The sequence below is a fragment of the Lysobacter antibioticus genome, assembly GCF_001442535.1.
In the GTDB taxonomy this organism is placed as follows: domain Bacteria; phylum Pseudomonadota; class Gammaproteobacteria; order Xanthomonadales; family Xanthomonadaceae; genus Lysobacter; species Lysobacter antibioticus.
Map to the genome: position 1 here is coordinate 1,855,329 of NZ_CP013141.1, position 23,155 is coordinate 1,878,483.

Here is a 23,155-nt window from a genome sequence, read left to right on the forward strand (position 1 = left end):
TGTCGCTACGCGTCAGTCCTGGCGCGTCCAGTGCGCCGCTGCCGCGACCACGTCGCTGAGCACGCCGGCGGCGGTGATCTCCACGCCCGCCCCCGGGCCGCTGACGCACAAAGGCATGCGGTCCTGCAGTTCGGTGCGGATCGAGATCAGGTTCTGACCCGGTTCGAGCTGGGCGAACGACGAGTGCGCCGGCACCCGGCGCAGGTTGATGCGCCCGCCTTCGCGGCTGGCCTCGGCCAGCACCACCCAGCGCTCGCCCTGCTCCAGGGCGTTGGCGATGCGGGCTTTCCACCCGGCGTCGGCGACCTGCAGGGCCGGGATCAGATCGTCGGAGGCGATGTCGAGGTCGGCGAAGGGCTCGATCACCAGGTCTTCGAGCTCCATCGCGAAACCGGCTTCGCGCGCCAGCACCAGCAGCTTGCGGCTGAGATCGATCGCGCGCAGGTCTTCCATCGGGTCGGGCTCGGTGTAGCCGAGCGCGCGCGCTTCGGCCACCGCGGCCGAGAACAGACACCCCTCGTGCATGCGGTGCAGGATGTAGCTCAGCGAGCCCGACAACACGCCCTGCACCGAGATCACCCGTTCGCCGCGCAGGCGCAAATCGCGCAGCGGGCCGAGCAAGGGAATCGCCGAGCCGACCGTGGTCTCGTAGCGGTACGGCACGCCGCGTTCGCGTGCGGCGTGCTGCAGATCGCGATAGCTCGACAGGCTGCGCGCGTTGGCGCGCTTGTTGGCTGCGACGATGCCCATGCCGCCCATCAACAAGCGCGGGTAGAAATCGGCGATCTCGTCGCTGGCGGTGCAGTCGACCACCAGGGTGCGCACGCCGCCGTGGCGGCCGACGTGCGACATCAGCCGTTCGACATCGTCGGCGCCGCGCTCGGGCATGTGCTCGTCGATCGACTCCGGGACGATGCCGTGGGTGTCGAAGGCGAAGCCGCGGCGGTCGAAACCGGCGAGCAGGCGCAGATCGAGATTGGCTTCCGACAACAAGGCCGGCTGGCGATTGCCGAGCTGGCGCCGGAAGGCGCTGCCGACCTTGCCGCGGGCGCCGATCAGCACCAGGTCGACGCGGTGAGCGTCGACCACGCTGTTGCGGGCCTGGATACGTACGGGCGAGTAATCAGCCAGCATAAGTTGCGACCTCCGCTGCGTTGATGAAGCGGGCGCCGTGGCCCGGTGTTGCGGCGACGCCGCGGAATTGGGCGATGCTGCGTTCCATCGCCGCGGCATCGATGAGGAAACCGTCGTGGCCGTGGCGCGAGTTGATTTCGAGGAAGTGCGCGCCGGGAATCGATTCGCACAGCAGTTCCTGCTCGGCCGGCGGATACAGGCCGTCGCTGGAAATGGCCACGATCAGGGCCGGCTGGCGGATGCTGGACAGGGCGGCGTCGACGCCGCCGCGGCCGTGACCGACGTCGTGCTGATCCATCGCATCGATCAGCGCCAGATAGCAATTGGCGTCAAATCGACGGACGAAATTCTCGGCATGATGCTGCATCCAGCCGCGCACGGCGAAATCGTCGGGAAGCTTGGCGTGAACATCGAACACCGAGGCGCCGTTGGCGCGCCCGTAGCGGTCGTCGAGCGAGGCCGGGCTGCGATAAGTCGCCATGGCGATCGCGCGGGCGGCGCCGAGGCCGGCATGCGGCGCGTCCTCGCGCGGGTAGTCGCCGCCGCGGAACTTCGGATCGGCACGCAGGGACAGGCGCTGCGCCTCGCTCCAGCTGATGCACCAGGCCGAGTGGCGCGCGCTCGCGGCGATCACCGCGATCGATTCGACTCGCTGCGGATCGAGCAAGGCCCACTCCAGGGTCTGCAGACCGCCCATCGAACCGCCGATTACCAACTTGATGCGGCGGATACCGAGCGCATCGGCCAAGGCCATCTGCGCACGGACCTGGTCGCGAATGGTCAGCTTGGGAAAGCGCGTGCCCCAGTGGCCGCCGTCGGGATGCGGCGAGGCCGGCCCGGTGCTGCCGTAGCAACTGCCGAGCGCATTGCTGCAGACGATGAAATCGCGTTGCGGGTCGATCGCCTTGCCGGCGCCGAACAACGGCTCCCACCATTCGGCGGCGTCGGCCGAACCGGTCAGGGCGTGGCAGACGATGACGGCGTTGTCGCCGGCTGCGGACAGCTGGCCCCAGGTGCGATACCCCAGGGTGTAGCCGGGCAGGTGCTGCCCGAGTTCGAGCGCGAGCGGCGCGGCGCTATGCCAGTGGCGAGTCGCGGGCGATACCGGAAATTCGCTCATGTCGCTGATTCCTTTCGTGACGCGTTGAGCAGGCCGCTCGGTTCCGGATCGCGGAACCGTCCATGACCAGCCTGCGGAGGGTTTGGTTCGCCGGGTCGGTTGCTTCAACCCGGGCCGGCGGGCGCCGCATCGATCTCGCCGAAACGCTCGTCGAGAAAACGCGCGAGCTGGCGCACGCTGGGATGATCGAACAGCCATTCCAGTTCGACTTCGCTGCCCAGCAGATCTTCCAACTTGCGCGTCAGGCGCAGTCCCAACAGAGAATCCACGCCGAGTTCGGCGAAGGACTCGGTCGCCGACAACTGCGAACGGTCCACCTCCAGAACTTCGGCCATCGCATCGATCAACCACGGTTCACGCTTGCTCATTGCCCTACCCCCAACTGCTCCATGTCTTCCGCTCCACGAGGACCGGCGCTGCATTCACTGGCGCTACGTTTCTTGTTATCGCGGACGCGGTCCGCGTGGCCCTGCGTCGGGGCCGATCGGTCATCCCGCGCGCTGTAAGGCACCGGCGAGATAGTCCATACGACACTGGCTGCGCCGCACCTTTCCGCTCGACGTGCGCGGCAAGGTGCCGGGCTTGATCAGCACCACCTCGGACACCGGCAGGCCATAGGCGGAATTGACACAAGCGCGCATCGAGCCGATCACGTCGCTCCACTGCGGATGACGGCGCAGCCATTCGCGCTTGAGTTCGAACACGACCACCAATCGGCCGCTGTCGCCCTCGACGACGTCGAAGGCGGCGCCGCCGGACTGGCGCAGCGCTTCATGGCTCTGCTCGCATTCGTCTTCGATGTCCTGCGGCACGTACTTGCGGCCGTTGACGATGATCAGGTCCTTGAGTCGGCCGGTGACGAACAACTGGCCGTCGTGCAGATATCCCAGGTCGCCGGTGCGCAGATAACCTCCCGGCGCGACCGTCTCGGCTTCGCCGTCGATGCGCGCATGGAAAGCGATCCGGTTGAGTTCGGGGCGCTGCCAATAGCCTTGTGCGACGCTGGCGCCGTGCACCCAAATCTCGCCGCCCTCGCCGTCCGCCACGAGGCGGTGGGTGTGCGGGTCGACGATGACCAGGCGCATACCGACGCGCGGCGTGCCGCAGCCGACCACGGCCGCACCGTCGCGGCGATCGACCGCGGTCGCGGTGCCGCAGCGCACGCCGGTGATCAGCAAGGTCGACTCGGCCATGCCGTAGCACGGGTAGAAGGATTCGGCGCGGAAACCATACTCGCCGAAACGCTCGGCGAAACGCGCCACGGTGGCGGCGCGGATCGGTTCGGCGCCGCAGAAGGCGACCCGCCACGACGACAGGTCGACGCCTTCGATCTGTTCGGGCTTGATCGCGCGTCCGGCCAAGTCGTACATGAAGTTCGGGCCGCCGCTCACGGTGACCCCGAATTTCGAAATGATCTGCAACCAACGTTCCGGGTACTGCACGAATTCGGACGGCGACATGAAGCCGGCCGGGCAGCCGCTGTACATCAGCTGCAGCACGCCGCCGACCAGGCCCATGTCGTGGAACAGCGGCAAGGCCGTGAACAGCACCGAGTCCGGCGACAGTTCCATCGCGTCCTGGATCGCTGCGCAGTTGTGAATCAGATTGCCGTGGCTGACGACGACGCCCTTGGGGTCGCCGGTGGAACCGGAGGTGTACTGGAAGAAGGCGTGCGCCGACGGCTCCGGGAACGCCTGGGTCCACTGCCCGGCGTCGGCGCGCAAGCCGGCCGCGTCGTGTTCGCGCAGGTCGATCTTGAGCAATCGCTCGCCGTCGAATTCGAGTTCGGTGTCGAGCAACTCGTCGCCGTCGAACAGCAGCGCGCGCGCCTGGGCGTCGCCGACGATCAGTTGCAGGCGGCTCTGCATCACCTGCCGGCGCGGCGGCGCCGACGGCACGGCGACCACGCCGGCGAGCATGCAGGCATAGAAGGCGACGACGAAACTCTGCTGCGATTTGCACACCAGTACGGCGCGCTGGCCCGACAGGCCGCGCTGCTGCAGTCGCGCCGCCAGGCCGGCCGCCTGCTCGAACAGACCGCCGAAAGTGAATACCTCCGGCTCCAACGAGGCGCCCTTGAAGAAGCGGCAGGCCACGGCGTCGGGCATGGTTCGGGCACGGTGAAACATGATCTCGGGAAAACTTTGCACACTGACTTCCTTGAGCAAACCTTTGCTTGACTGAACTGCTTCCGTTCGAAGACCCCATGTCTGGCGTGCTTCGCTTCATGCGATATGCGGACCAACAACCCTCCATCGACGCGCGAATCCCGCGCGCCGTCGTTGGTATTTCCTTTCGATTTCCCCCTGAGTCCGACCCGATTCGGTTCGGACGGTGCGAGCCTAATGCTGCCGGTTCGCACTCGATGCGACGGTCGTCAACGCGATCCGCGCATCTCCGGGCCCATGACGCTTGCCACTGCATCTTGCGTAATCGGCCCTCGCGAGGCTTATACGCTTGGCGTCTCAAGCGCGTCAAATATCCGTATGGAATCTGTGCACTTGGTCTCTACAGCCACACGAACCTGAAACGCGATCACATAAAAAATACGGCCAGGTACGTGCAGCCTACACACTCGATTGCTCGCGCCTTGATCCGATGTGAAGGCGATGTATTAAGTAAATCCCCAGGGAAAACACCACTTTCGAGTGCACTGGCGTATTTTTCGCCAACTCGATTCACGTAGATGAGCGAGAGTCATTTTATTGACGCGACATCCTCATTAAGCTATTGCTGTGTGACGTTGGTCTTTCATCGACAGCTATTTTCGTCGACTCGATCGCCACCTATCAGCAAGGATCCGGGGACGCCATAGGCGCATGATCATTGCGGTAGCCGACAACGTGATCGCACTCAAGAATCTGCAAAGAAAGGATCGAAACCCCAGGGAACAGGGAAATATCCGAAACACAGCAAACGGCATCCGGGGGATGTACAGGACACGACTGGCATCGATGGCATCGATCGGTCGCGGGCGGGTATGCCGGGACATCGGCCGGGACTGCTTGGCCTGATTGAGGCGAACGCGACGTTAGCTACTCGCACGGGCCCACCGTTGTCGCCCGCCGCGACGGCCGCGTCTCGTCAGGTGCTACGCCGAGCCGCCAGCATGGCCGAGTCGAGCATGCCGGGGCCGTGGCGCCTGCTGGGCGTTAGTGCCGCGCGCGTCGACGTCATCGCGACGACCGCGCCGGCTACGAAAGTGGCGCTGCGGTAGCGCCACGCATCCCGAATGGGAACGCGGGCCGAGGCCGAACGCCCAGGCCGCAAGGATGGAACGCATCGACACTCCGTGGGGACGGCGTCGACGGCGGAGACAAGGAGTCGTCCCCTTCACGATCATGGCGAGAGCATCGGTGAAGTTTTTTGCATTGTTCGGTTCCTTTCCGCTCGCCTCGCGGTTCCTGGCCATCGTCGTCGTACCGTTGCTGGCCGCTTCGGTCTGGACCTGGTCGTCGCTGAAGGCGAGCCTGCCGCAAACAGCGAGCCTGCAGATCAGCCGCGGGCAGCTCAGCCGCGGCGCAAAGGCACCGGCGACGATCCGGCGCGATGCCGACGGCATGGTCCACATCCAGGCGGCGAGCGACGACGACGCGTTCTTCGCGGTCGGCTATGCGCAAGCGCAAGACCGCCTGTGGCAGTTGGAATTGCAGCGGCGCCTGGCACGCGGCCGCGTCAGCGAGATATTCGGCAAGGACAGCGTCGACACCGATGTCTGGTTCCGCACCCTCGGCCTGTACGAATCCACCGCCAGCGCCTGGCCGGCGCTGAGTCCGCAGGCACAACGTTCGCTGACCGCCTACACCGCCGGCATCAACGCCTGGATCGGCGAAGGCCACCCGCTGCCGAGCGAGTTCCGTGTGTTCGGCATCGCGCCGGAGCGCTGGACCGAGCGCGACTCGTTGGCCTGGATCAAGATGTTCGCCTTGGACCTCGGCGGCAATTTCCAGCGCGAGTTGGCGCGCTACGTCGCCCAACGCGGCCTCGACGAAGCGCAGCTGAAACCGTTCTTCCCCGATTACCCCGCCGATGCGCCGACCACGGTGGCGGCGCTGGGCGTGCGCGATGCCGCGCCACTGGCCTCGATCGGCCGTTTGCAATCGCAGTTGCAGCGCGATTACGGCCTGGCGGTGCCGAACACCGGCAGCAACGCCTGGGTGGTCGCCGGTCGCCTGACCTCCGACGGCGCCGCCATGCTCGCCAACGATCCGCATCTGGGCCTGCAGATTCCGTCCTTGTGGTATCCGCTCAGCATCCAGGCGCCGGGGTTGAAGACCTCGGGCATGAGCCTGGTCGGCCTGCCGGTGGTGGTGTTCGGACGCAACGAGCGTCTCGCCTGGGGCGGCACCAATATGATGGCCGACACCCAGGACCTGTTCTTCGAGCGCGTCGACCGCGCCAGCGAGCATTACGAAACCGGCGCCGGTTGGCAGGCGTTCGCGGTGCGCGAGGAGCGCATCGAAGTGCGCGCCGATTTCCCGCGGCAGCTGCGCGAGCAGTACGCGCCGGTCGCATTGAAGGTGCGCTCGACCCGGCACGGGCCGATCATCAGCGATCGCTACGGCGTGTTCGATCAACCGGTGGCGCTGCGCTGGACCGGGCTGGACCCCGGCGACACCAGTTACGAGGCGTTCTTCCGCCTCGGCTATGCCAAGGATTGGGACGGCTTCCGCCAAGCGCTGGCCTTCCACGTCGCCCCGGCGATGAACATGGTCTACGCCGATCGCGAGGGCAACATCGGTTACCTCGGTGCCGGCCGCCTGCCGCTGCGCAAGCAGGGCGAAGGCACCCTGCCCTCGCCGGGCTGGGACGAAGCCTACGGCTGGTCCGGCGAAGTGCCGCCGGCGCAGTGGCCGCAAAGCTATAACCCGTCATCGGGCTATATCGTCACCGCCAACAACAAGGTCGCCGGCGACGCCTATCCGTACTTCGTCTCGCACGACTGGGCTTCGCCGGCGCGCGCGCGCCGCATCGAGCAATTGCTGCGCGAACGCATCGACGCCGGCAAGCGCCTGGGCATGGCCGACATGCAGCGGATCCAGGCCGACACCCTCGACCTGGAAGCCGCGGCGCTGATCGGCGAGTTGCGCAAGCGCTTGCCCAAAGGCGAGCACGCGGCACAAGCCGCCCGCCACCTCAAGGACTGGAACGGCGACATGCGCGCCGACAGTCAGGCCGCGGCGATCTTCCACGCCTGGATGCGGCACTTCCGCGAGCGCGTCTACGCCGACCGTCTGCAGGCGAACTGGGGCGAGACCCAGGGCGAAGACGTCCTCGACGGCCTGGTCGAAGGCGTCGGCCTGGACCAGCTGACCGCACTGTTGCGCACCGACGCCGCAGGCTGGTGCGACCGGCCCGCCACCGCCGCGCGCGAGACTTGCGACCAGGCCCTGGCAGCCTCGCAGGAGCGTGCGTTGTGGGAGTTGTACAAGCTCAAGGGCGACTGGAGCATGGACAGTTGGCGTTGGGGCGAGGTCCAGCACACCGTCTACCGGCACACGCCCTTCAGCCAGTGGAAGCCGTTCGACAAACTGTTCGAGCGCCGCGTCGGCAACGGCGGCTCGCCGAATTCGATCAACGTCGCCGGCGCGACTTATGCCGGCTCGGACGGTTATCTGCAGGCCTTCGGCGCCGGCTTCCGGCAAGTGATCGCGTTGCGACGCGACGCGGTGCAGCACCACTACATGAACTCCACCGGCCAGTCCGGCAACGTGTTCAGTCCGCACTACGACGACAGCGTCGAAGCCTTCCGCGATGTCGAATACCGCAGGCTGGAGGCCAGCTACGACCGGCCCGCCGCTGCGCACCGCGCAGGCCAGACCACTGGAGCCGCCGAATGAAATTGTTCGCCGAGTATTCGCGCCGCGCCCCCAACAAGGTGTTCTTCTCGATCCTGTTGGGCGGCCTGTCGGGCATCTGCTATTCGTTGTTGATCCCGCTGGTGATGAACGTGCTCAAGCAGGGCGACCCGCGCCTGCACACCATCGCGGCCGCGCCGACCCGGCTGTTCTCGCTGGAGATCGCCAACGCGCCGTTCGCGCTGGTATTCACCCTGGTGTGCGTGTTCATCCTGGTCACCCGGACCCTGTCGCAAGTGGTGCTGACCCGGGTCGCGATCGACGTTGCCTCCAGCCTGCGCACGCGCCTGTACGACCGCATCGCCCAGGCGCCGCTGTCGGCGCTGGAGAAGATCGGCCATTCGCGCCTGATCGCCGCCCTGACCTCGGACGTGCCGCGCATCGTGCTGGGCGCGCGCATGTTCCCGGACATGCTGATCAACCTGGTCATGCTGCTGGGCATGCTCGGTTTCCTGCTGGTGCTCAACGCCGACCTGTTCTGGTTCGTGCTCGGCTGCATCGCCTTCGGCGTGGTGACCTACCAGATCCCGATGCTGATCGGCGGGCGCTATTTCAACAGCGCGCGCCAGCATTTCGACCACCTGCAGGAATCGATCCAGGGCCTGATCCACGGCATCAAGGAGCTCAAGCTCGACGACGCCAAACGCGAGGCCTTCTTCGACAAAGTGCTGATGCACTGCGAACGCTCGGTGCAGAAGGACGAGAAGACCGGCTATACGATCCTGCGCGCGGCCAGCAACTACGGCGACCTGCTGAGTTTCTTCGTGATCGGCTCGATCGTGTTCATCGTGGTCAACTACCGCACGATCAGCAACGAGCAGTTGATCGGGGTGATCATGGCGCTGCTGTACATCGCCGGGCCGATCTCGGCGATTCTCGGCTTCCTGCCGCAGATCTCGATCTCGCGCGTTTCGATCCAGCGCGTGGCCAAGCTGTTCGAGGAGATTCCGCAGGAGAGCATCTCGGCCGTGCAGGAGCCGGCGCGCGACTGGGACAGCGTGCGTTTCGAGCAGGTCAGCTATCGCCACGGCAGCAAGGACGACAAGGACGACGGTTTCCGGGTCGGTCCACTCGACCTGGAGTTCCGCAAGGGCGAGATCAGCTTCATCGTCGGCGGCAACGGCTCGGGCAAGTCGACCCTGAGCAAGCTGCTGACCCTGCACTACCGCGCGGTCGGCGGCATCATCCGCTTCGGCGACCACGCCGTCAGCGACGATTCGATCGGCACCTACCGGCAGTCGGTCAGCGCGATCTATTCCGACTATCACCTGTTCGACCAGATCCTCGGCGCCGACGACGACCAGCTCAAGGCGACGGTCGATCACTACCTCAAGGCCCTGCACCTGGACCGCAAGGTCAGCTACCGCGACGGCCGCTTCTCGACCCTGGCCTTGTCCGACGGCCAGCGCCGGCGCATGGCCTTGTTGGCCTCGATCATCGACGACAAAGAACTGTATTTGTTCGACGAATGGGCCGCCGACCAGGACCCGACCTTCAAGGCCGTGTTCTATCACGAGATCCTTCCGGCGCTGAAGGCGCGCGGCAAGGCGATCGTCGCGATCACTCACGACGACCGCTATTTCGATGTCGCCGACCAGCTGATCGTGATGGAGGAAGGCCGCGTCGCCCGGGTCGAACGTCGCGAGACGCGCGCGGCGCAGGAACTCCCGTCGCCGCGCGCGCAAGCTTTCGTCATGGCCGGCTGACCGGCGCCGGGTCGGACCCCGCCATAACGCCGGTCTTCTCCGCGCCCTCGGCCTCGCGCCGCTGGGTATCGGCGATCAGCACTTCCCGCGCGGTGCGGCGCACCGCTTCGGGATCGGCCTTGCGCAGATCGGCGTCGGCGGCCAGGCCGAGTTTGCTCGCCACCTCGGTAGTGACGCGCTTGTTGGCGTAGGGGTGCGGGTGATCGGGTTCGTCGTCCTGGCTGCGATAGAAACGGTCGAGCAGTTTCTCGCGGGTGGTATCGGCCTGGGCCAGTTCGACCAGCTTGGCGCGGTACTCCAAGGTCCAGGCCGGCATCTCCGGCCAGCGCTTCATGTCGGCGAAATGCTGGGCCTCGTGGCCGAGAAAGCTGACCCGGAAGTCTTCGCCCTTCATGTCACCGTAGGAACTGCGCACCGCGTACAGGCCCTCGGGCTTGGCCCAGCCGGCCGCGCCGGTGCGCTCGCACGAGGTGTAGTGGGCCCAGCCGCGGCTGACCCAACCGTCCATCACGAACACTTTCACCGGCTGCTGTTCGCCGCTCGGCAGGTCGACCGTGTAAGGCCGCTCCTCCTGCTGGCCCCACAGCATCAGGTCGTACAACGGCGGCGTGCGGCCCTGCAGCGGATGAAAGCCGCGCTTGCGCAGTTCGACGTTGATGCGTTCGTTCAAGCCTTCGAAAGCTTCTTCGGTCGGTGCCGGCGCGGGCTCGCCGATCAACGCGGCCAGATCGGTCTTCAGCCGCGCCTCTTCGGCCGGACGCACCGCCGGATCGCGCAGCGCCTTCCACCAATAGCGCTGATAGACCTCGAGCACGCTGCGCGCGAACGGATCGGCGACGGTGCCGGCCAGGTACGGCGGCGTACTGCGATCGTGACGGCTGAGCATGCAGGCGCGGAACGCGGCGTCCTTGGCGTTGAACTCCTCCAGCGGCGCCGCCTTCAAGGTGCTCAGCGCGGTCGGCATGTCGGCGCGCAGCGACGCACCGAGCGCGTCGTTGACCGCCTTGGCCGCGACCGGGCCACTGGCCGGGACCGTCGTCGATGCACCGCTCGCCGCCCAAGCGAGCAGGACAGGCAAGGCCGTGGCGGCGGCAAGTCGGGTGAGGTTCATGGCGTGGCTCCTGGTGCGCCGGCGGCGCGTTGGAGTCATTAGGCCGCGATCGCCAGGGGGCGGTCTTGTACGCAATTGATCTGTGGCCCGAGCCGGCCGCGGATCTGTTCGCGCAGCCGCGCCGGCGTGCAGCCGGCATGGGCGACGACGATGCGATGCAGATGGCTCTGGTCGCTGAAGCCGGCGGCCGCGGCGACCTCGGCCAGCGACGCATTGCCGGCCATCAGCTGCAGCGCATGGCGCCAGCGCGCTTCGCGCCGCAGCGCCTGCGGCGACATGCCATAGGTGCGGGTCAAGGCCCGGCTGGCGTGCTCGGCGGAAACGCCCAGGCGACGCGCGAGGGTGCCGATCTCGTCCTCGCATTCGGCCATCGTGCGCAGCAGTTCGCCCTGCCAATCGGGCACGACCACGGCCGCCTGCGGCGTCGCACAGGCCAGCAGCTCCGGCAGCCGCCGCGGGCAACGCGCGAACACTTCCCGGGCTTCGCGCAGGTCGTGCACTTGCCAGGCGCTGGCGGCGAAAACGAAGCGATCGTTCGGCAATTCGATATTGATCGCACTCGCGCCGAGGCGGCCGAAACGATCGCCGTGGGCGTGATACGGCGGGTGCAACACCAAGGTGCCGGGGCGGCACGGCAAGGGCCCGTCGAGACTGGATTCGGTGTAGTCGCCGTCCAACACCAGCGCCGCGTACGGCGCGCGGTGGCGGTGCGTCGCCAGGATCGCGCCGCGATCGTGGCGGGTGCGATAGGCGAGCGCGGAACTCACTTGCCGGAACCTGCCTTGGCCGGGTCGCGCGCGCGGCGCAGGTAATCGGCCAGGCCGCCGAGTTGCAGACCCTGCACCTTGTCGACCAAGGCGGCGAACTTGCTCAGGTCATCGGGCGTATAACCGCCGGCGCGGTAATGCAGGACGATGCGGGTGCCACCGTCCTTGGCCGCGCTGAGGCGGAACTCCATCGCCCCGCTCAAGCCCATGCCCTGCAGCGGCCCGAGGCCGCCGAGCAGGCGCAGGGTCTTGCCGGGATCGACGAAGCTGACGGTCATATGCTGGGCCTGTTGCTTGCCGTCGCGGCCGATCTCGCAGAAGCAACCGCCGGCGCGGGCGTCGATGGATAGGGTCGACTCGGCGCCCCACCAGGTGTGGTCCTTGGGCCACCAGCGGTCGACGTCCTCGACCAGCGCCTTCCATGCGGTGGTTTGGTCGACGGCGACGACTTGTTCGTTCTCGATGGTGAAACCGTTCGGCGCGGCCTCCTTGACCGCGGCCGCGGCGTTGCCGGCGCACAGCACGGCGAGCGCCATCGCCGCGACCCGTGCGATTCGATCCAGTCCGATTCGATCCAGTCCGATTCGATCCGATCCGACCCTGCGCATCGCCGCTCTCCCCTCGCCGGCCGCGCCGGCTGTCGAGGGGATTAGGAACCGCCGCCTTGGCCCGCGCAAGCGACGAAAGTTGGGGTCTGGCGCGGGGGCCGGGGGTCGAAGTTCGACGGGGGTCAGCCGTCCAGTTCGGCCCAGCGCGCGTAGGCAGTATCGAGGGTGGCCTGGGCCTCGGCGAGAGTCGCGTTGTGGGCGTTGATCGCGGCGGCATCGCGCTGGTAGAAGGACGGCTCGTTCATCTGCGCGGTGAGCTCGGCCAGGCGTGTTTCCAAGGCCTCGATCTTCGCCGGCAATTGCTCGAGTTCGCGCGCGTCCTTGTAACTGAGCTTGCGCTTGGCGACGACCGGTGCGGCCGCTTCGGCGTCCGGCTTCGACGCGGCGGCCTTGGCGACGCTCTTGGCCGCGGCATTGGCGCGCTGGCGCACCCAGTCGCTGTAGCCGCCGACGTATTCGCCGACCCGGCCTTCGCCTTCCATGACCAAGGTCGAGGTCACGACGTTATCGAGGAAGTCGCGGTCGTGGCTGACCAGCAGCAAGGTGCCGGTGTAGTCGCCGAGCAGTTCTTCCAGCAGCTCCAGCGTCTCGACGTCGAGATCGTTGGTCGGTTCGTCCATCACCAGCAGGTTGGACGGCTGCGCGAACAGCTTGGCCAGCAGCAGGCGGTTGCGCTCGCCGCCGGACAAACGGGTGATCGGCGCACGCGCGCGTTCGGGGGTGAACAGGAAATCCTGCAGGTAACCGATGATGTGCTTCTGCTTGCCGCCGACCTCGACGTACTCGCGGCCCTCGGCGACGTTCTCGATCGCATTCCAGTCCTCGCGCAGGGTTGCGCGGTACTGGTCGAAATAGGCGACCTGCAATTTGCTGCCTTCGCGCACTTCGCCGGCGCTCGGCTTGAGATCGCCGAGCAAGGTCTTGAGCAAGGTGGTCTTGCCGCTGCCGTTGGGGCCGATCAGGCCGATGCGGTCGCCGCGGAAGATGGTGGTCGACAAATTGCTCAGCAAGGGCTTGCCGCCGTAGTCGAAGCTGACGTCCTTGGCCTCGATGACCTTGCGCCCGGAGGACTCGGCCTGGGCGAAGTCCATGCGCACGTTGCCGACGGTGTCGCGGCGCGCCTGGCGTTCGTTGCGCATCGCCTTGAGCCGGCGTACGCGGCCTTCGTCGCGGGTGCGGCGGGCCTTGATGCCCTGGCGGATCCACACTTCTTCCTGCGCCAGCAGCTTGTCGAAGCGGGCGTTTTCCTGGGCTTCGGCGTTGAGGCGCTCTTCGCGGCGGCGCACGTAGTTGTCCCAATCGCCGGGCCAACTGGTGACCTGGCCGCGGTCGATCTCGACGATGCGGGTGGCGAGCGAACGCAGGAAGCGGCGGTCGTGGGTGACGAACAGCAGCGCGCCCTGCCAGGACTTGAGGAATTGTTCGAGCCAGTCGATGGCTTCGATGTCGAGGTGGTTGGTCGGCTCGTCGAGCAGCAACAGGTCGGGCGCCGAAACCAGCGCGCGCGCCAGCAGCACGCGCCGCTTCATGCCGCCGGACAGGCCCGAGAACGCGGCTTCGCCGTCCAGCCCGAGGCGGTCGAGGGTTTCGGTGACGCGCTGATCCAGGCCCCAGCCGTTGGCGGCTTCGATCTTGGTCTGCACGTCGGCCAGGGCGTCGCCGTCGAAGGGTTCGGCGTGGCTGAGGTGATGGTATTCGGCCAGCCAGTGGCCGAGCTCGCCGAGGCCGTCGGCGACCACGTCGAACACCGTGCCGTTGGCGCCGGGCGGCACTTCCTGTTCGAGCCGGGCAACGCGCACGCCGGATTCGCGGCGGATTTCGCCGTCGTCGGCCTGCAGTTCGCCGGCCAGCAGTTTCATGAGAGTGGACTTGCCCGCGCCGTTGCGACCGATCAGGGCGATGCGTTCGCCCGGTTCGATGGACAGTTCGACGTTTTCGAGCAGGAGCGGGCCGCCGACGCTGTAGTCGGCGTTCTGTACGGTAATCAGGGGCATCCGACCATTCTACCGGGCGCGGCGCGCCAATCGGCAGCTCGGATCGGGTGGACGGGGCTGGCCGGCGGCCCCGTGGTTCAGCCGCGAGGCCACGCGAACGGCGGCTGGCCGACGCAGGCGCCGGCCCGCCGGGCGGCGCATACTTGGCCACGGGCGCCCGCCATCCGCTGCGACGCGCCGCCATCGAACGAGGATCGGATCATGAGCAAGGGAATGGACCGCAAGAAGGAAACCAAGAAGAAACCGGCCAAGACCATGAAGGAAAAGCGCGCCGAAAAGAACGAAAAGAAGACCACCAAGGGCTTCGCCCCGGTCTGAACGACCGGCCCGGCGACTGCGGCGCCGCCGCGGCGCCGGCCGTCATCGGGCCACGGCCGCCGCGCGATGCGAGTCGTCGGCGCGGCGCAGCCGGGCGGCCCGGGATCGACGGCGGCCAGCGCCGTCGGCGACACCGCCGGCCTGCCCTCGCCCGTCCGCCATCGCCCGCCCGCCATCGCCCGCCCCCCCATCGCCGAACCCCGCAGCGTTTAGGTGCGCGCGAGCAAAGGAAACCGGTGCGGCCCCGCCGGCAACACAAGATTCCGCACGAACAGATCAGCGTCGGCCTCCGCCCCGAGCGCACGGGCCCTCGGCCACAGCCGTTCCGGGGTGAAGCCGAAACGCAGCGTGTGGACCGGCTGCTCGATCAAATGCGGCAGCGCCGCCGTCAGATCGAACGGCCGGGTAGCGAACACGTCTTCGATCGTCAGTACGCCGTCCTCGACCTCGGCGAATACCCAGGTGTCGTCGTCGAGCCGGCGCAGAGGGCTGGCGTAGCCGTTGGCGGCGTACCAGGTGGCGATACGGCCGTAATCGCACGCGGCGAAGCGTGCGCTGACCGGCGACGCCTCGGCCGCCGAACGCAGGAAAGCTGCGCGGACCTCGCCGTCGGCAAGGTCGAGGGCGGCGGCGCGAACGATGCGGCCGTCGCCCACCGGCTCGGCCTGCAGCTCGGCCTCGAACAAGGTCTGCGGCGCCGGTGCGAAGCCGAAACGCGGGTAGAAATCCAGCACGCTGTCGTTGGCGAACAAGAACACCGGCGCCGGCCCGCAATACGCCAGCGCCGCCTGCATCGCCCTGCGCGCCAGCCCCTGCCCCCGCACCTGCGGCAGGCAGCCGACCGCGCCGAGTTGATAGCCCGCGAGCTCGCGCCCCTCGACCAGCAAGCGCATGCGCGAGACCGAAACGTTGGCGAGCACGCGGCCGTCGTCGCCGACGATGCAGAACGCACGATAATCATCGCCCCACTGCCGCCATTCGCACCAACGGCGGAAATCGGCCTGGCGGAAGACCTGCGAGACGTAGTCGCAGTACGCGCCATGCCAAGCGGTGTCGTCGTGCTCGACGACGCGGAGTTCGGGCAGCGGATTCATGGCTGCCGATTGTGCTGCAAACCGCGCTCCCCGGCGACGCGACGCCGCTCGCGCGGTGTCGAGGCTTCAGCCGCACACGTATGGAAGCTGCGGGCCCGCAAACTGCAGGCCAAGGAACTACGCGCTCAGGAACTGCACGACAGCATCGAGCAACCGGCCCGGTCGCGCGCCCATTCCGGGCGGCGCGCGGCATAGGCTTCGCGCCCCGGCTGGTCCTCATACGGCCGGCGCATCACCTCCAGCAACTCGGCGATGCCCTGCAGGTCGCCCTGCGCGGCGCGGTCGATGGCCTGCTGGGCCAGGTAGTTGCGCAGCACGTAGCGCGGGTTGGCGGCGTTCATGCGGGCGAGGCGCTGCTCCGCGGGCCAAGCGTCGGCGCGCGCGCGTTCGGCATAGCGCGCCAGCCAGGCACGCAAGGCCGGCTCGCCCTGCGTGCCGAGTTCGGGGTCGTAATAGGCCTCGGCGAAAACCTGCGGTTCCGGCTGCGCCTGGGCGATATCGACCGAGGCCAGGGCGCGAAAGAAAATGGTCATGTCGACCTGGTGCCGATGCAGCCACTCGCGCAGCTGCTGCATCAGCTCGACATCGTCGTCGCCGCACTCGCGCAGGCCGAGCTTGCGCGCGATGCTGTCGCGTTCGGCGAGGTTGTAGGCATCGACGTAACGGCGCAGGCCGTCCTGCAAGGTCTCGACCGGCAGCAACAGCGACAGCGCGCCGGCCAGGCGGCTGAGGTTCCAGTACGCCACCTGCGGCTGCTGGCCGTAGCGGTAACGGCGCTGGCCGGCGTCGGTGGTGTTGGGGGTCCAGTCCGGGTCGTAGTCGTCGATCCAGCCGTAGGGGCCGTAGTCGATGGTCAGGCCGAGAATCGAGAGGTTGTCGGTGTTCATCACGCCATGGACGAAGCCGACCCGCATCCAGTGCGCCATCGTCACCGCCGTACGTTCGCAGACTTCGCCGAACCAGGCGCCGTACAGGGCCTCGCCCTCGCCGCTCAGATGCGGGAAATCGCGGGCGATACAGAAGTCGACCAGTTGCCGCAGCAGTTCGGTCTCGCCGCGCGAGGCCGGCAGCTCGAAATTGCCGAAGCGGATGAACGATGGCGCGACCCGGCACACGATGGCGCCGGGTTCGGCCTGCGGATGGCCGTCGTAGAACATGTCGCGCACCACGTCCTCACCGGTGCCGACCAGGCTCAGCGCGCGCGTGGTCGGTACGCCGAGGTGATGCATGGCCTCGCTGCACAGGAATTCGCGCACCGACGAACGCAGCACCGCGCGGCCGTCGGCGGTGCGCGAGTACGGGGTCGGGCCGGCGCCCTTGAGTTGCAGTTCCCAACGCTCGCCGGCGGCGTTGACGAGTTCGCCGAGCGAGATCGCGCGGCCGTCGCCGAGCTGCCCGGCCCAATGGCCGAACTGATGGCCGCCGTAGTTGGCCGCGTACGGCTGCATGCCGTCGAGCAAGGCATTGCCGCCGAATACCTCGGCGAAGGCCGGGCTGGCGACCTCGTCCTTGCTGAAACCCAGGCGTTCGGCCATTTCCGCCGACCAGGCCAGCAACCGGGGCGCCGCCACCGGGGTCGGATCGACCCGCGAATACAGCGCGCCATGCACCTGGCGGCGCTCCGGCGAAGGGTCCGGGTCGCCGGGAAGCTCGCGGACGAAGGCGTTGTCGAAGTGCGGCGAATGCATGCGGGCTGCGGTGCTCGAAAGGACGGTGCTCAAAAGGAAGGCCGCGCCGGCGTGACGACGCGTCCCCCATCAGTGGGCCCGGACCGGGCCGAAACCAAGCCGCCGCTCAGCTCAGCAGCGAGTACGGCCCGCCCTGCTCCAGCGCGCGTCGGTAGGCCGGCCGCGCCTGGATGCGTTCGACGAAGGCCTGCATGCGCGGCCGCTCGCGGTCCCGCGCGCGGGCGACCGCCGCTTCGACCGGGAAACTCATCTGGATGTCGGCGGCGGTGAAGCGATCGCTCGCGAACCACTCGTGCTTGCCCAGTTCGCTTTCGATGTAGTCCAGATGCAGGGCCAGTTGCGGCCCGACGAAGGCCGACACCGCCTTGTCGGCGATGCCGCGCGCGATGGGCTTGGCGAAGAACGGCATCGGCGCGCGCCGCAATTTGGAGAACACCAGGTTCAACAGCAAGGGCGGCATCGCCGAGCCCTCGGCGTAGTGCAGCCAGTAGCGATAACGCAGGCGTTCCTCGCCGTCCAACGGCTGCAATGGCGGCGACAGACGGTGGCTGCGGTCGAAGCGCTCGCTCAGGGTTTCGATGATCGCGGCCGATTCGGCCAGCACCTGGCCGTCGAGCTCGACCACCGGCGACTTGCCGAGCGGATGGATCGCGCGCAGTTCCGGCGGGGCCAGCATGGTCTTGGCGTCGCGCTGGTAATGGACGATCTCGTACGGCAGTTCCAGCTCTTCGAGCAACCACAGCACGCGCTGCGAGCGGGAATTGTTGAGGTGATGGACCTTGATCATGCGCGGCGCCCTACTGGAATGGCCGCCGCCAGGACCGCGGCCGAGACGAGCATGGTAACGGGCCGCGGACCGCGGCAGGCGACGCGGCGCACGGCTTGGCGCGACAATGCCGCATCGTTGCCGAAGCCGACCTCGCCCGCCTCATGACCGACACCGCCGCGCCGCAGATCTGGGTCGATGCCGATGCCTGCCCGGGCGTGATCAAGGAGATCCTGTTCCGCGCCGCCGACCGCGCCCGGGTGCAGGTCACCCTGGTCGCCAACCAATGGCTGCGCACGCCGCCGTCGCCGTATATCCGCGCGATCCAGGTACCCGGCGGCTTCGACGTCGCCGATGCGCAGATCGTCGAGCGTGTGGTCGCCGGCGACCTGGTGGTCACCCAGGACATCCCGCTGGCCGCGCTGGCCCTGGAAAAGCATGCGGTCGCGCTGAATCCGCGCGGCGAGCTATACACCGCGGACAACATCGCCGAACGCCTGTCGATGCGTAATTTCATGGACGAATTGCGCGGCGCCGGCGTGCAGACCGGCGGCCCGGCGGTGTTCCATGCGCGCGACCGCCAGGCCTTCGCCGCGCAACTCGATCGCTGGCTGGCGCAGCGGCCGCGCTGAACTCTCGGATCAGTCGCGCGCGGCGGCGATGCGCGCACTCGCGGCCACCGCGACCAAGGCCGCAGCGAGCAGCACGAACGCCACCGGCAGGCTGCTGAACTTGGCGATCCAGCCGATAGCGGCCGGCCCGGCCAGGATGCCGGCATAACCGAGCGTACTGACCGCCGAGATCGCCGGACCGGCGGGCATCGCGGTCTGCCGGCCCGCGGCGCTGAACAGGATCGGCACGATGTTGGAGGCGCCGAGCCCGACCAGGGCGAAACCGAGCAAGGTCGGCAAGGCGCCCGGCGCCAGCGCGGCCAAGGCGAAACCCGCGGCGGCGCAGGCGCCGCCGGCCGCCAACACCGGGCGCGGGCCGAAACGATGCACGATGCGGTCGCCGCTGAAACGTCCGATGGTCATCGCCAGCGCGAACACGGCATAGCCGATGCCGGCCACGCTGGCCGCGACGCCGCGCTGCGACACCAGCAGCAAAGCGCTCCAGTCGAGCATCGCGCCTTCGGCCAGAAACACGATGAAACACAGGGCGCCGATCAGGATCACCACGCCGTGCGGCAGCGCGAACATCGAGCCGCCGCCGTGGCTGTCGTCGCCATAGCGCAACAGGCCGCGGCTGCCGGCCAGCATCAACAGGGCCAAGACCACCGCGACGGTCATCGCCGCGATCGAAGGCGCCGCCTGCAACCACAGCAAGACGCTGACCAGGCCCGCGCCGGCGATGCCGCCGACGCTGAAAAATCCGTGGAAACCCGACATCAACGCGCGGCCGCTGGCCTTCTCGACGATCACCGCCTGGATGTTGATGGCGACGTCGATGGTGCCGATGGCGGCGCCGAACGCGAACAGGGTCAGCGCCATCGCCGGCACGCCGGAAAAATGCGTAAGCAAGGGCAAAGTCGCGCAAACCACGGCGCTGGCCAGCAGGATCACCCGGCGGCAGCCGTAACGTGCGGCGATGGCGCCGGTCAGCGGCATGGTCACCAGGGAACCGGCGCCGAGCGCGAGCAACAGCAGACCCAGCATGCCCTCGTCGATGCCGGTGCGCGCCTTCGCGTACGGCACCAGCGGCGCCCAGGCCGCCATCGCCAGGCCGGCGATGAAGAAGGCGATGCGGGTCGACAGGCGCTCGCTCGCACCGATCGGCGCGTCGGCCTGCGCGGCGTCCGTCGCTGCAGTGGCACTGACGTTTTCGCGCTCGCCCGCGGTACTTGCCTGGTTGTCCGCCGCAACGGCGGCGGGATCGAATTCAGTCATGATCGTTCTCGGTTCGATGGCGGCATGTCGCCGCGACAGGACGATGCGGAAGGCATCGGCGCCCAGACTGTTGGTCATGCACGCATCAGTCGGCGGAGTCGGCGCGCAGTGCGCGCGCGGGGTCGGTTGCTGGTTCGGCGCGCAGCACGCGCGCACCGAGTCTGGCGAAGGCCTCGGCCTCGGCGGCATCGCCGCCGTGTTCGATCACCAGCGCCTGCACGCCCTCGGCCGGCCACACCGAAAACGGCGCGGCGGTGCCGAGCTTGTCGTCGGTGGCCACCGCCACCACCGCGCGGCTGGCGGCAGCGACCGCACGCTTGAACTGCGCATCCTCGTAGTCGATCGCGCTGATGCCGGCCTGCGCATCGGCGCCGCAGATACCGAGGAAATACAGGTCGCTGACGATCGCCGCGGCATCGCGGATCGCGCCGCTGCCCAGGCTGGCGCCGACGTGCGGATCGACTCGGCCGCCGATCACGATCAGCTCGATGTCGTCGCGTTGCGCGAGCAGGGCCGCGATCGCCGGCGCATTGGTCGCCACGGTCAGGTCGAAATCGCGCGGCAAGGCCTCGGCGATGGCGATGTTGGTCGAGCCGGCATCGAGAAACAGCACCTGCCCGCGTTCGACCAAGCCCACCGCGGCGCGCGCCAACGCCGCCTTGCGGGCCGGCGCCTGGGTCCGGCGCTGCGCCAGCGAACCGTGATCGGGCGCCATCGGCAAGGCGCCGCCATAGACCCGCCGGCATTGCCCGGCCGCGGCCATCTCGCGCAGGTCGCGGCGGATGGTGTCGTGGGAAACCTCGAGTTCGCGCGCCAGGTCGACCGCGATCACCCGGCCCTCGGCCAGCAAGCGGTCCAGGATCAGGCGATGGCGCTGTTGCGGCAGCAGTTCCTCGGCGGACATATCGGCTCAATCGTTAATGATTGAGTTCAATTGTGCACAAACGTGCAAACGAAGCAAGCCTGGGCCGGCGGCCGGCCGGCAAAGGACCGATCCGGCACAGCGGAGGTCCGGGCGAGCCGGAAGACCGTCGAGACCCGCCCGATCGCCCTCGCCGACCGCACCGCAGCTGTACCCAGGATGCCCGCCGATCCTGCGACCGAGCCGTAGCTCCACACTCATAGGAGTAAACTGGTGGGTCTTCCGACCGGCATCGCCGGCGCTGCTGAGCCTCGTTATGAGCGCCGACCTGACCAATACCTCCCCCGATACCCCGAAATTCACCGACCTCGCCCTGTCCGAGCCGCTGCTGCGCGCGCTCAAGGACGTCGGCTACGAGTCGCCCTCGCCGATCCAGGCCGCCACCATCCCGCCGCTGCTCGAAGGCCGCGACGTGCTCGGCCAGGCCCAGACCGGCACCGGCAAGACCGCGGCGTTCGCGCTGCCGATCCTGGCCCAGATCGATCCGAAGCAATTCAAGCCGCAGGCCCTGGTGCTGGCGCCGACCCGCGAGCTGGCGATCCAGGTCGCCGAAGCCTTCCAGAAGTACGCCGTGCACCTGCCCGGCTTCCACGTGCTGCCGATCTACGGCGGCCAGAGCTACTACCCGCAGTTGCAGGCCCTGAAGCGCGGCGTGCACGTCGTGGTCGGCACGCCCGGCCGCGTCATCGATCACCTCGACCGCGGCACCCTGGACCTGTCCGAGCTGCGTTGCCTGGTGCTCGACGAGGCCGACGAAATGCTGCGCATGGGCTTCATCGACGACATCGAGAACGTGCTCAAGAAGACCCCGGAATCGCGCCAGGTCGCGTTGTTCTCGGCGACCATGCCGAGCCAGATCAAGCGCATCGCCCAGACCTATCTGAAAGAGCCGGTCGAGATCGCGATCAAGTCGACCACCACCACCGCCGCCAACATCCGCCAGCGCTACTGGTCGGTCAGCGGCGTGCACAAGCTCGACGCGCTGACCCGCATCCTCGAGGCCGAGCCTTACGACGCGATGATCGTGTTCTCGCGCACCAAGCTCGGCACCGAAGAGCTGGCCGAGAAGTTGTGCGCGCGCGGCCTGTCGGCGGCGGCGATCAACGGCGACGTGCAGCAGGCGCAGCGCGAGAAGACCATCCAGAACCTCAAGGACGGCAAGATCGACGTGCTGGTCGCCACCGACGTCGCCGCGCGCGGCCTCGACGTGGACCGCATCAGCCACGTGCTGAACTACGACATCCCCTACGACACCGAAAGCTACGTCCATCGCATCGGCCGCACCGGCCGCGCCGGACGCAAAGGCGAGGCGATCCTGTTCGTGACCCCGCGCGAGCGCGGCATGCTGCGCGCGATCGAGCGCGCCACGCGCCAGCCGATCGAGCCGATGGAGCTGCCGAGCGTCGAGACCGTCAACGAGCAGCGCGTTGCGCGCTTCCTCGGCCGCATCACCGAAGCCCTGGAAAGCGCCGACCTCGGCCTGTTCCGCGAAATGGTCGAACGCTACGAGCGCGAGAAGAACGTGCCGGCGGTCGAGATCGCTGCGGCGCTGGCCAAGGTGGTCCAGGGCGACAGCCCGCTGCTGCTGAGCCCGCCCCCGGCGGCCGCACGCTACGAGCGCGAAGAGCGCGACGGCCCGCGCGAACACCGTGGCGCGGCGACGCGCAAGTTCGTCGAGCGCGACAACGCCTCCAACTCGGGCGCGCACCGCAAGGAATTCCGCCAGAACGACGCGCGCCCGCCGCGCGAAGGCGAGCGCGCTCCGGCGCCGCGTCGCGAAGACCGCCAATACACCCCGCCGTCGGCGCGTCCGTCCAACAAGGCCGAGTCGCTGTTCGACGACGAATCACCGGCACCGCGCGCCGAGCGCGCACCGCGCGGCGCGCCGGAAGTCGGCATGGAAACCTTCCGCATCGAAGTCGGCCACGCCCACGGCGTCCAGCCCGGCAACATCGTCGGCGCGATCGCCAACGAAGCCGACCTGGAAAGCCGCTACATCGGCCGTATCGACATCCGCGACGACTACACCCTGATCGACCTGCCCGAAGGCATGCCGCGCGAACTGATGGAGCACCTGAAGAAGGTGCGCGTGGCCGGCCACCCGCTGCGCATCCAGCACGCCAGCCCGGGCGATTCCGAAGGCGGCCGCAGCCGCCGTCCGGGCCCGGGCGGCCCGCGTGGTC

At 68.1% G+C, this 23,155-nt stretch carries 17 protein-coding genes (1 of these 17 running past the window's edge); 4 read left to right on the forward strand and 13 right to left on the reverse strand.

Annotation, left to right across the window (positions count from 1 at the left end):
* Nucleotides 1-12 precede the first annotated feature (12 nt).
* From GLA29479_RS07550 to GLA29479_RS07565, 4 genes are all read right to left on the reverse strand, one after another.
* Nucleotides 13-1,134 carry a homoserine dehydrogenase family protein gene (locus tag GLA29479_RS07550; RefSeq protein WP_057971228.1) on the reverse strand — a complete coding sequence of 374 codons (1,122 nt, stop codon included), beginning with the start codon at nucleotides 1,132-1,134 and terminating at the stop codon, nucleotides 13-15.
* The gene (metX, locus tag GLA29479_RS07555; protein ID WP_082638377.1) at nucleotides 1,124-2,254 is read right to left on the reverse strand and encodes a homoserine O-acetyltransferase MetX; all 1,131 of its coding nucleotides are present in this window, start codon (nucleotides 2,252-2,254) and stop codon (nucleotides 1,124-1,126) included. The genes GLA29479_RS07550 and metX overlap by 11 nt, the downstream gene beginning before the upstream one ends.
* Nucleotides 2,255-2,358: 104 nt before the next feature.
* Nucleotides 2,359-2,622 carry an acyl carrier protein gene (locus GLA29479_RS07560; RefSeq protein WP_057917621.1) on the reverse strand — a complete coding sequence of 88 codons (264 nt, stop codon included), beginning with the start codon at nucleotides 2,620-2,622 and terminating at the stop codon, nucleotides 2,359-2,361.
* A 120-nt stretch (nucleotides 2,623-2,742) separates the two neighbouring features.
* A complete protein-coding gene (locus GLA29479_RS07565) occupies nucleotides 2,743-4,383 on the reverse strand; it encodes a fatty acyl-AMP ligase (RefSeq protein WP_282955884.1) in 1,641 nt (546 codons plus the stop codon).
* 1,227 nt (nucleotides 4,384-5,610) lie between these two features.
* Between GLA29479_RS07565 and GLA29479_RS07575 the strand changes: the two genes are divergently transcribed.
* Both GLA29479_RS07575 and GLA29479_RS07580 read left to right on the forward strand, forming a co-directional pair.
* Nucleotides 5,611-8,094 (forward strand): penicillin acylase family protein, encoded by a 2,484-nt coding sequence (locus GLA29479_RS07575; protein ID WP_169795624.1) that lies wholly within the window; start codon nucleotides 5,611-5,613, stop codon nucleotides 8,092-8,094.
* Entirely contained in the window at nucleotides 8,091-9,818 is a 1,728-nt protein-coding gene (locus GLA29479_RS07580) for a cyclic peptide export ABC transporter (protein WP_057971232.1), read from the forward strand. The genes GLA29479_RS07575 and GLA29479_RS07580 overlap by 4 nt, the downstream gene beginning before the upstream one ends.
* Here GLA29479_RS07580 and GLA29479_RS07585 read toward each other — a convergent pair.
* The 7 genes from GLA29479_RS07585 to GLA29479_RS07615 form a co-directional block, all read right to left on the reverse strand.
* Nucleotides 9,805-10,929, reverse strand: coding sequence for a hypothetical protein (locus tag GLA29479_RS07585; protein WP_057971233.1), 1,125 nt, complete (start codon nucleotides 10,927-10,929; stop codon nucleotides 9,805-9,807). The two genes, GLA29479_RS07580 and GLA29479_RS07585, sit on opposite strands and share 14 nt — an antisense overlap.
* Nucleotides 10,930-10,967: 38 nt before the next feature.
* On the reverse strand, nucleotides 10,968-11,696 hold the full coding sequence (locus tag GLA29479_RS07590; RefSeq protein ID WP_057971234.1) for a helix-turn-helix domain-containing protein: 729 nt from the start codon (nucleotides 11,694-11,696) through the stop codon (nucleotides 10,968-10,970).
* Complete coding sequence (locus GLA29479_RS07595) at nucleotides 11,693-12,232, reverse strand: SRPBCC family protein (protein ID WP_248842812.1); 540 nt, start codon at nucleotides 12,230-12,232, stop codon at nucleotides 11,693-11,695. The genes GLA29479_RS07590 and GLA29479_RS07595 overlap by 4 nt, the downstream gene beginning before the upstream one ends.
* A gap of 194 nt (nucleotides 12,233-12,426) precedes the next feature.
* A complete protein-coding gene (locus GLA29479_RS07600) occupies nucleotides 12,427-14,298 on the reverse strand; it encodes an ATP-binding cassette domain-containing protein (RefSeq protein ID WP_057971236.1) in 1,872 nt (623 codons plus the stop codon).
* A gap of 527 nt (nucleotides 14,299-14,825) precedes the next feature.
* Nucleotides 14,826-15,710: a GNAT family N-acetyltransferase gene (locus GLA29479_RS07605; protein WP_057971237.1), complete on the reverse strand. Its 885-nt coding sequence runs from the start codon at nucleotides 15,708-15,710 to the stop codon at nucleotides 14,826-14,828.
* Nucleotides 15,711-15,835: 125 nt separating this feature from the next.
* Complete coding sequence (locus GLA29479_RS07610) at nucleotides 15,836-17,398, reverse strand: protein adenylyltransferase SelO (RefSeq protein ID WP_057971238.1); 1,563 nt, start codon at nucleotides 17,396-17,398, stop codon at nucleotides 15,836-15,838.
* 106 nt (nucleotides 17,399-17,504) lie between these two features.
* Nucleotides 17,505-18,185: a glutathione S-transferase gene (locus tag GLA29479_RS07615; protein WP_057971239.1), complete on the reverse strand. Its 681-nt coding sequence runs from the start codon at nucleotides 18,183-18,185 to the stop codon at nucleotides 17,505-17,507.
* Between the two features lie 143 nt (nucleotides 18,186-18,328).
* Here GLA29479_RS07615 and GLA29479_RS07620 point away from each other — a divergent pair, with 143 nt between their 5' ends.
* Nucleotides 18,329-18,796 carry a YaiI/YqxD family protein gene (locus tag GLA29479_RS07620; RefSeq protein ID WP_057920012.1) on the forward strand — a complete coding sequence of 156 codons (468 nt, stop codon included), beginning with the start codon at nucleotides 18,329-18,331 and terminating at the stop codon, nucleotides 18,794-18,796.
* Nucleotides 18,797-18,805: 9 nt separating this feature from the next.
* Here GLA29479_RS07620 and GLA29479_RS07625 read toward each other — a convergent pair whose 3' ends face one another.
* Nucleotides 18,806-20,128, reverse strand: coding sequence for an MFS transporter (locus tag GLA29479_RS07625; protein WP_282955881.1), 1,323 nt, complete (start codon nucleotides 20,126-20,128; stop codon nucleotides 18,806-18,808).
* 7 nt (nucleotides 20,129-20,135) lie between these two features.
* On the reverse strand, nucleotides 20,136-20,954 hold the full coding sequence (locus tag GLA29479_RS07630) for a DeoR/GlpR family DNA-binding transcription regulator (RefSeq protein WP_057971240.1): 819 nt from the start codon (nucleotides 20,952-20,954) through the stop codon (nucleotides 20,136-20,138).
* A gap of 286 nt (nucleotides 20,955-21,240) precedes the next feature.
* Here GLA29479_RS07630 and GLA29479_RS07635 point away from each other — a divergent pair, with 286 nt between their 5' ends.
* Nucleotides 21,241-23,155 carry the 5' portion of a DEAD/DEAH box helicase gene (locus GLA29479_RS07635; RefSeq protein WP_425599976.1) on the forward strand. 20 nt of this gene lie beyond the right edge of the window, so the window shows 1,915 of its 1,935 coding nt (coding positions 1-1,915); its start codon is at nucleotides 21,241-21,243; its stop codon lies beyond the right edge, outside the window.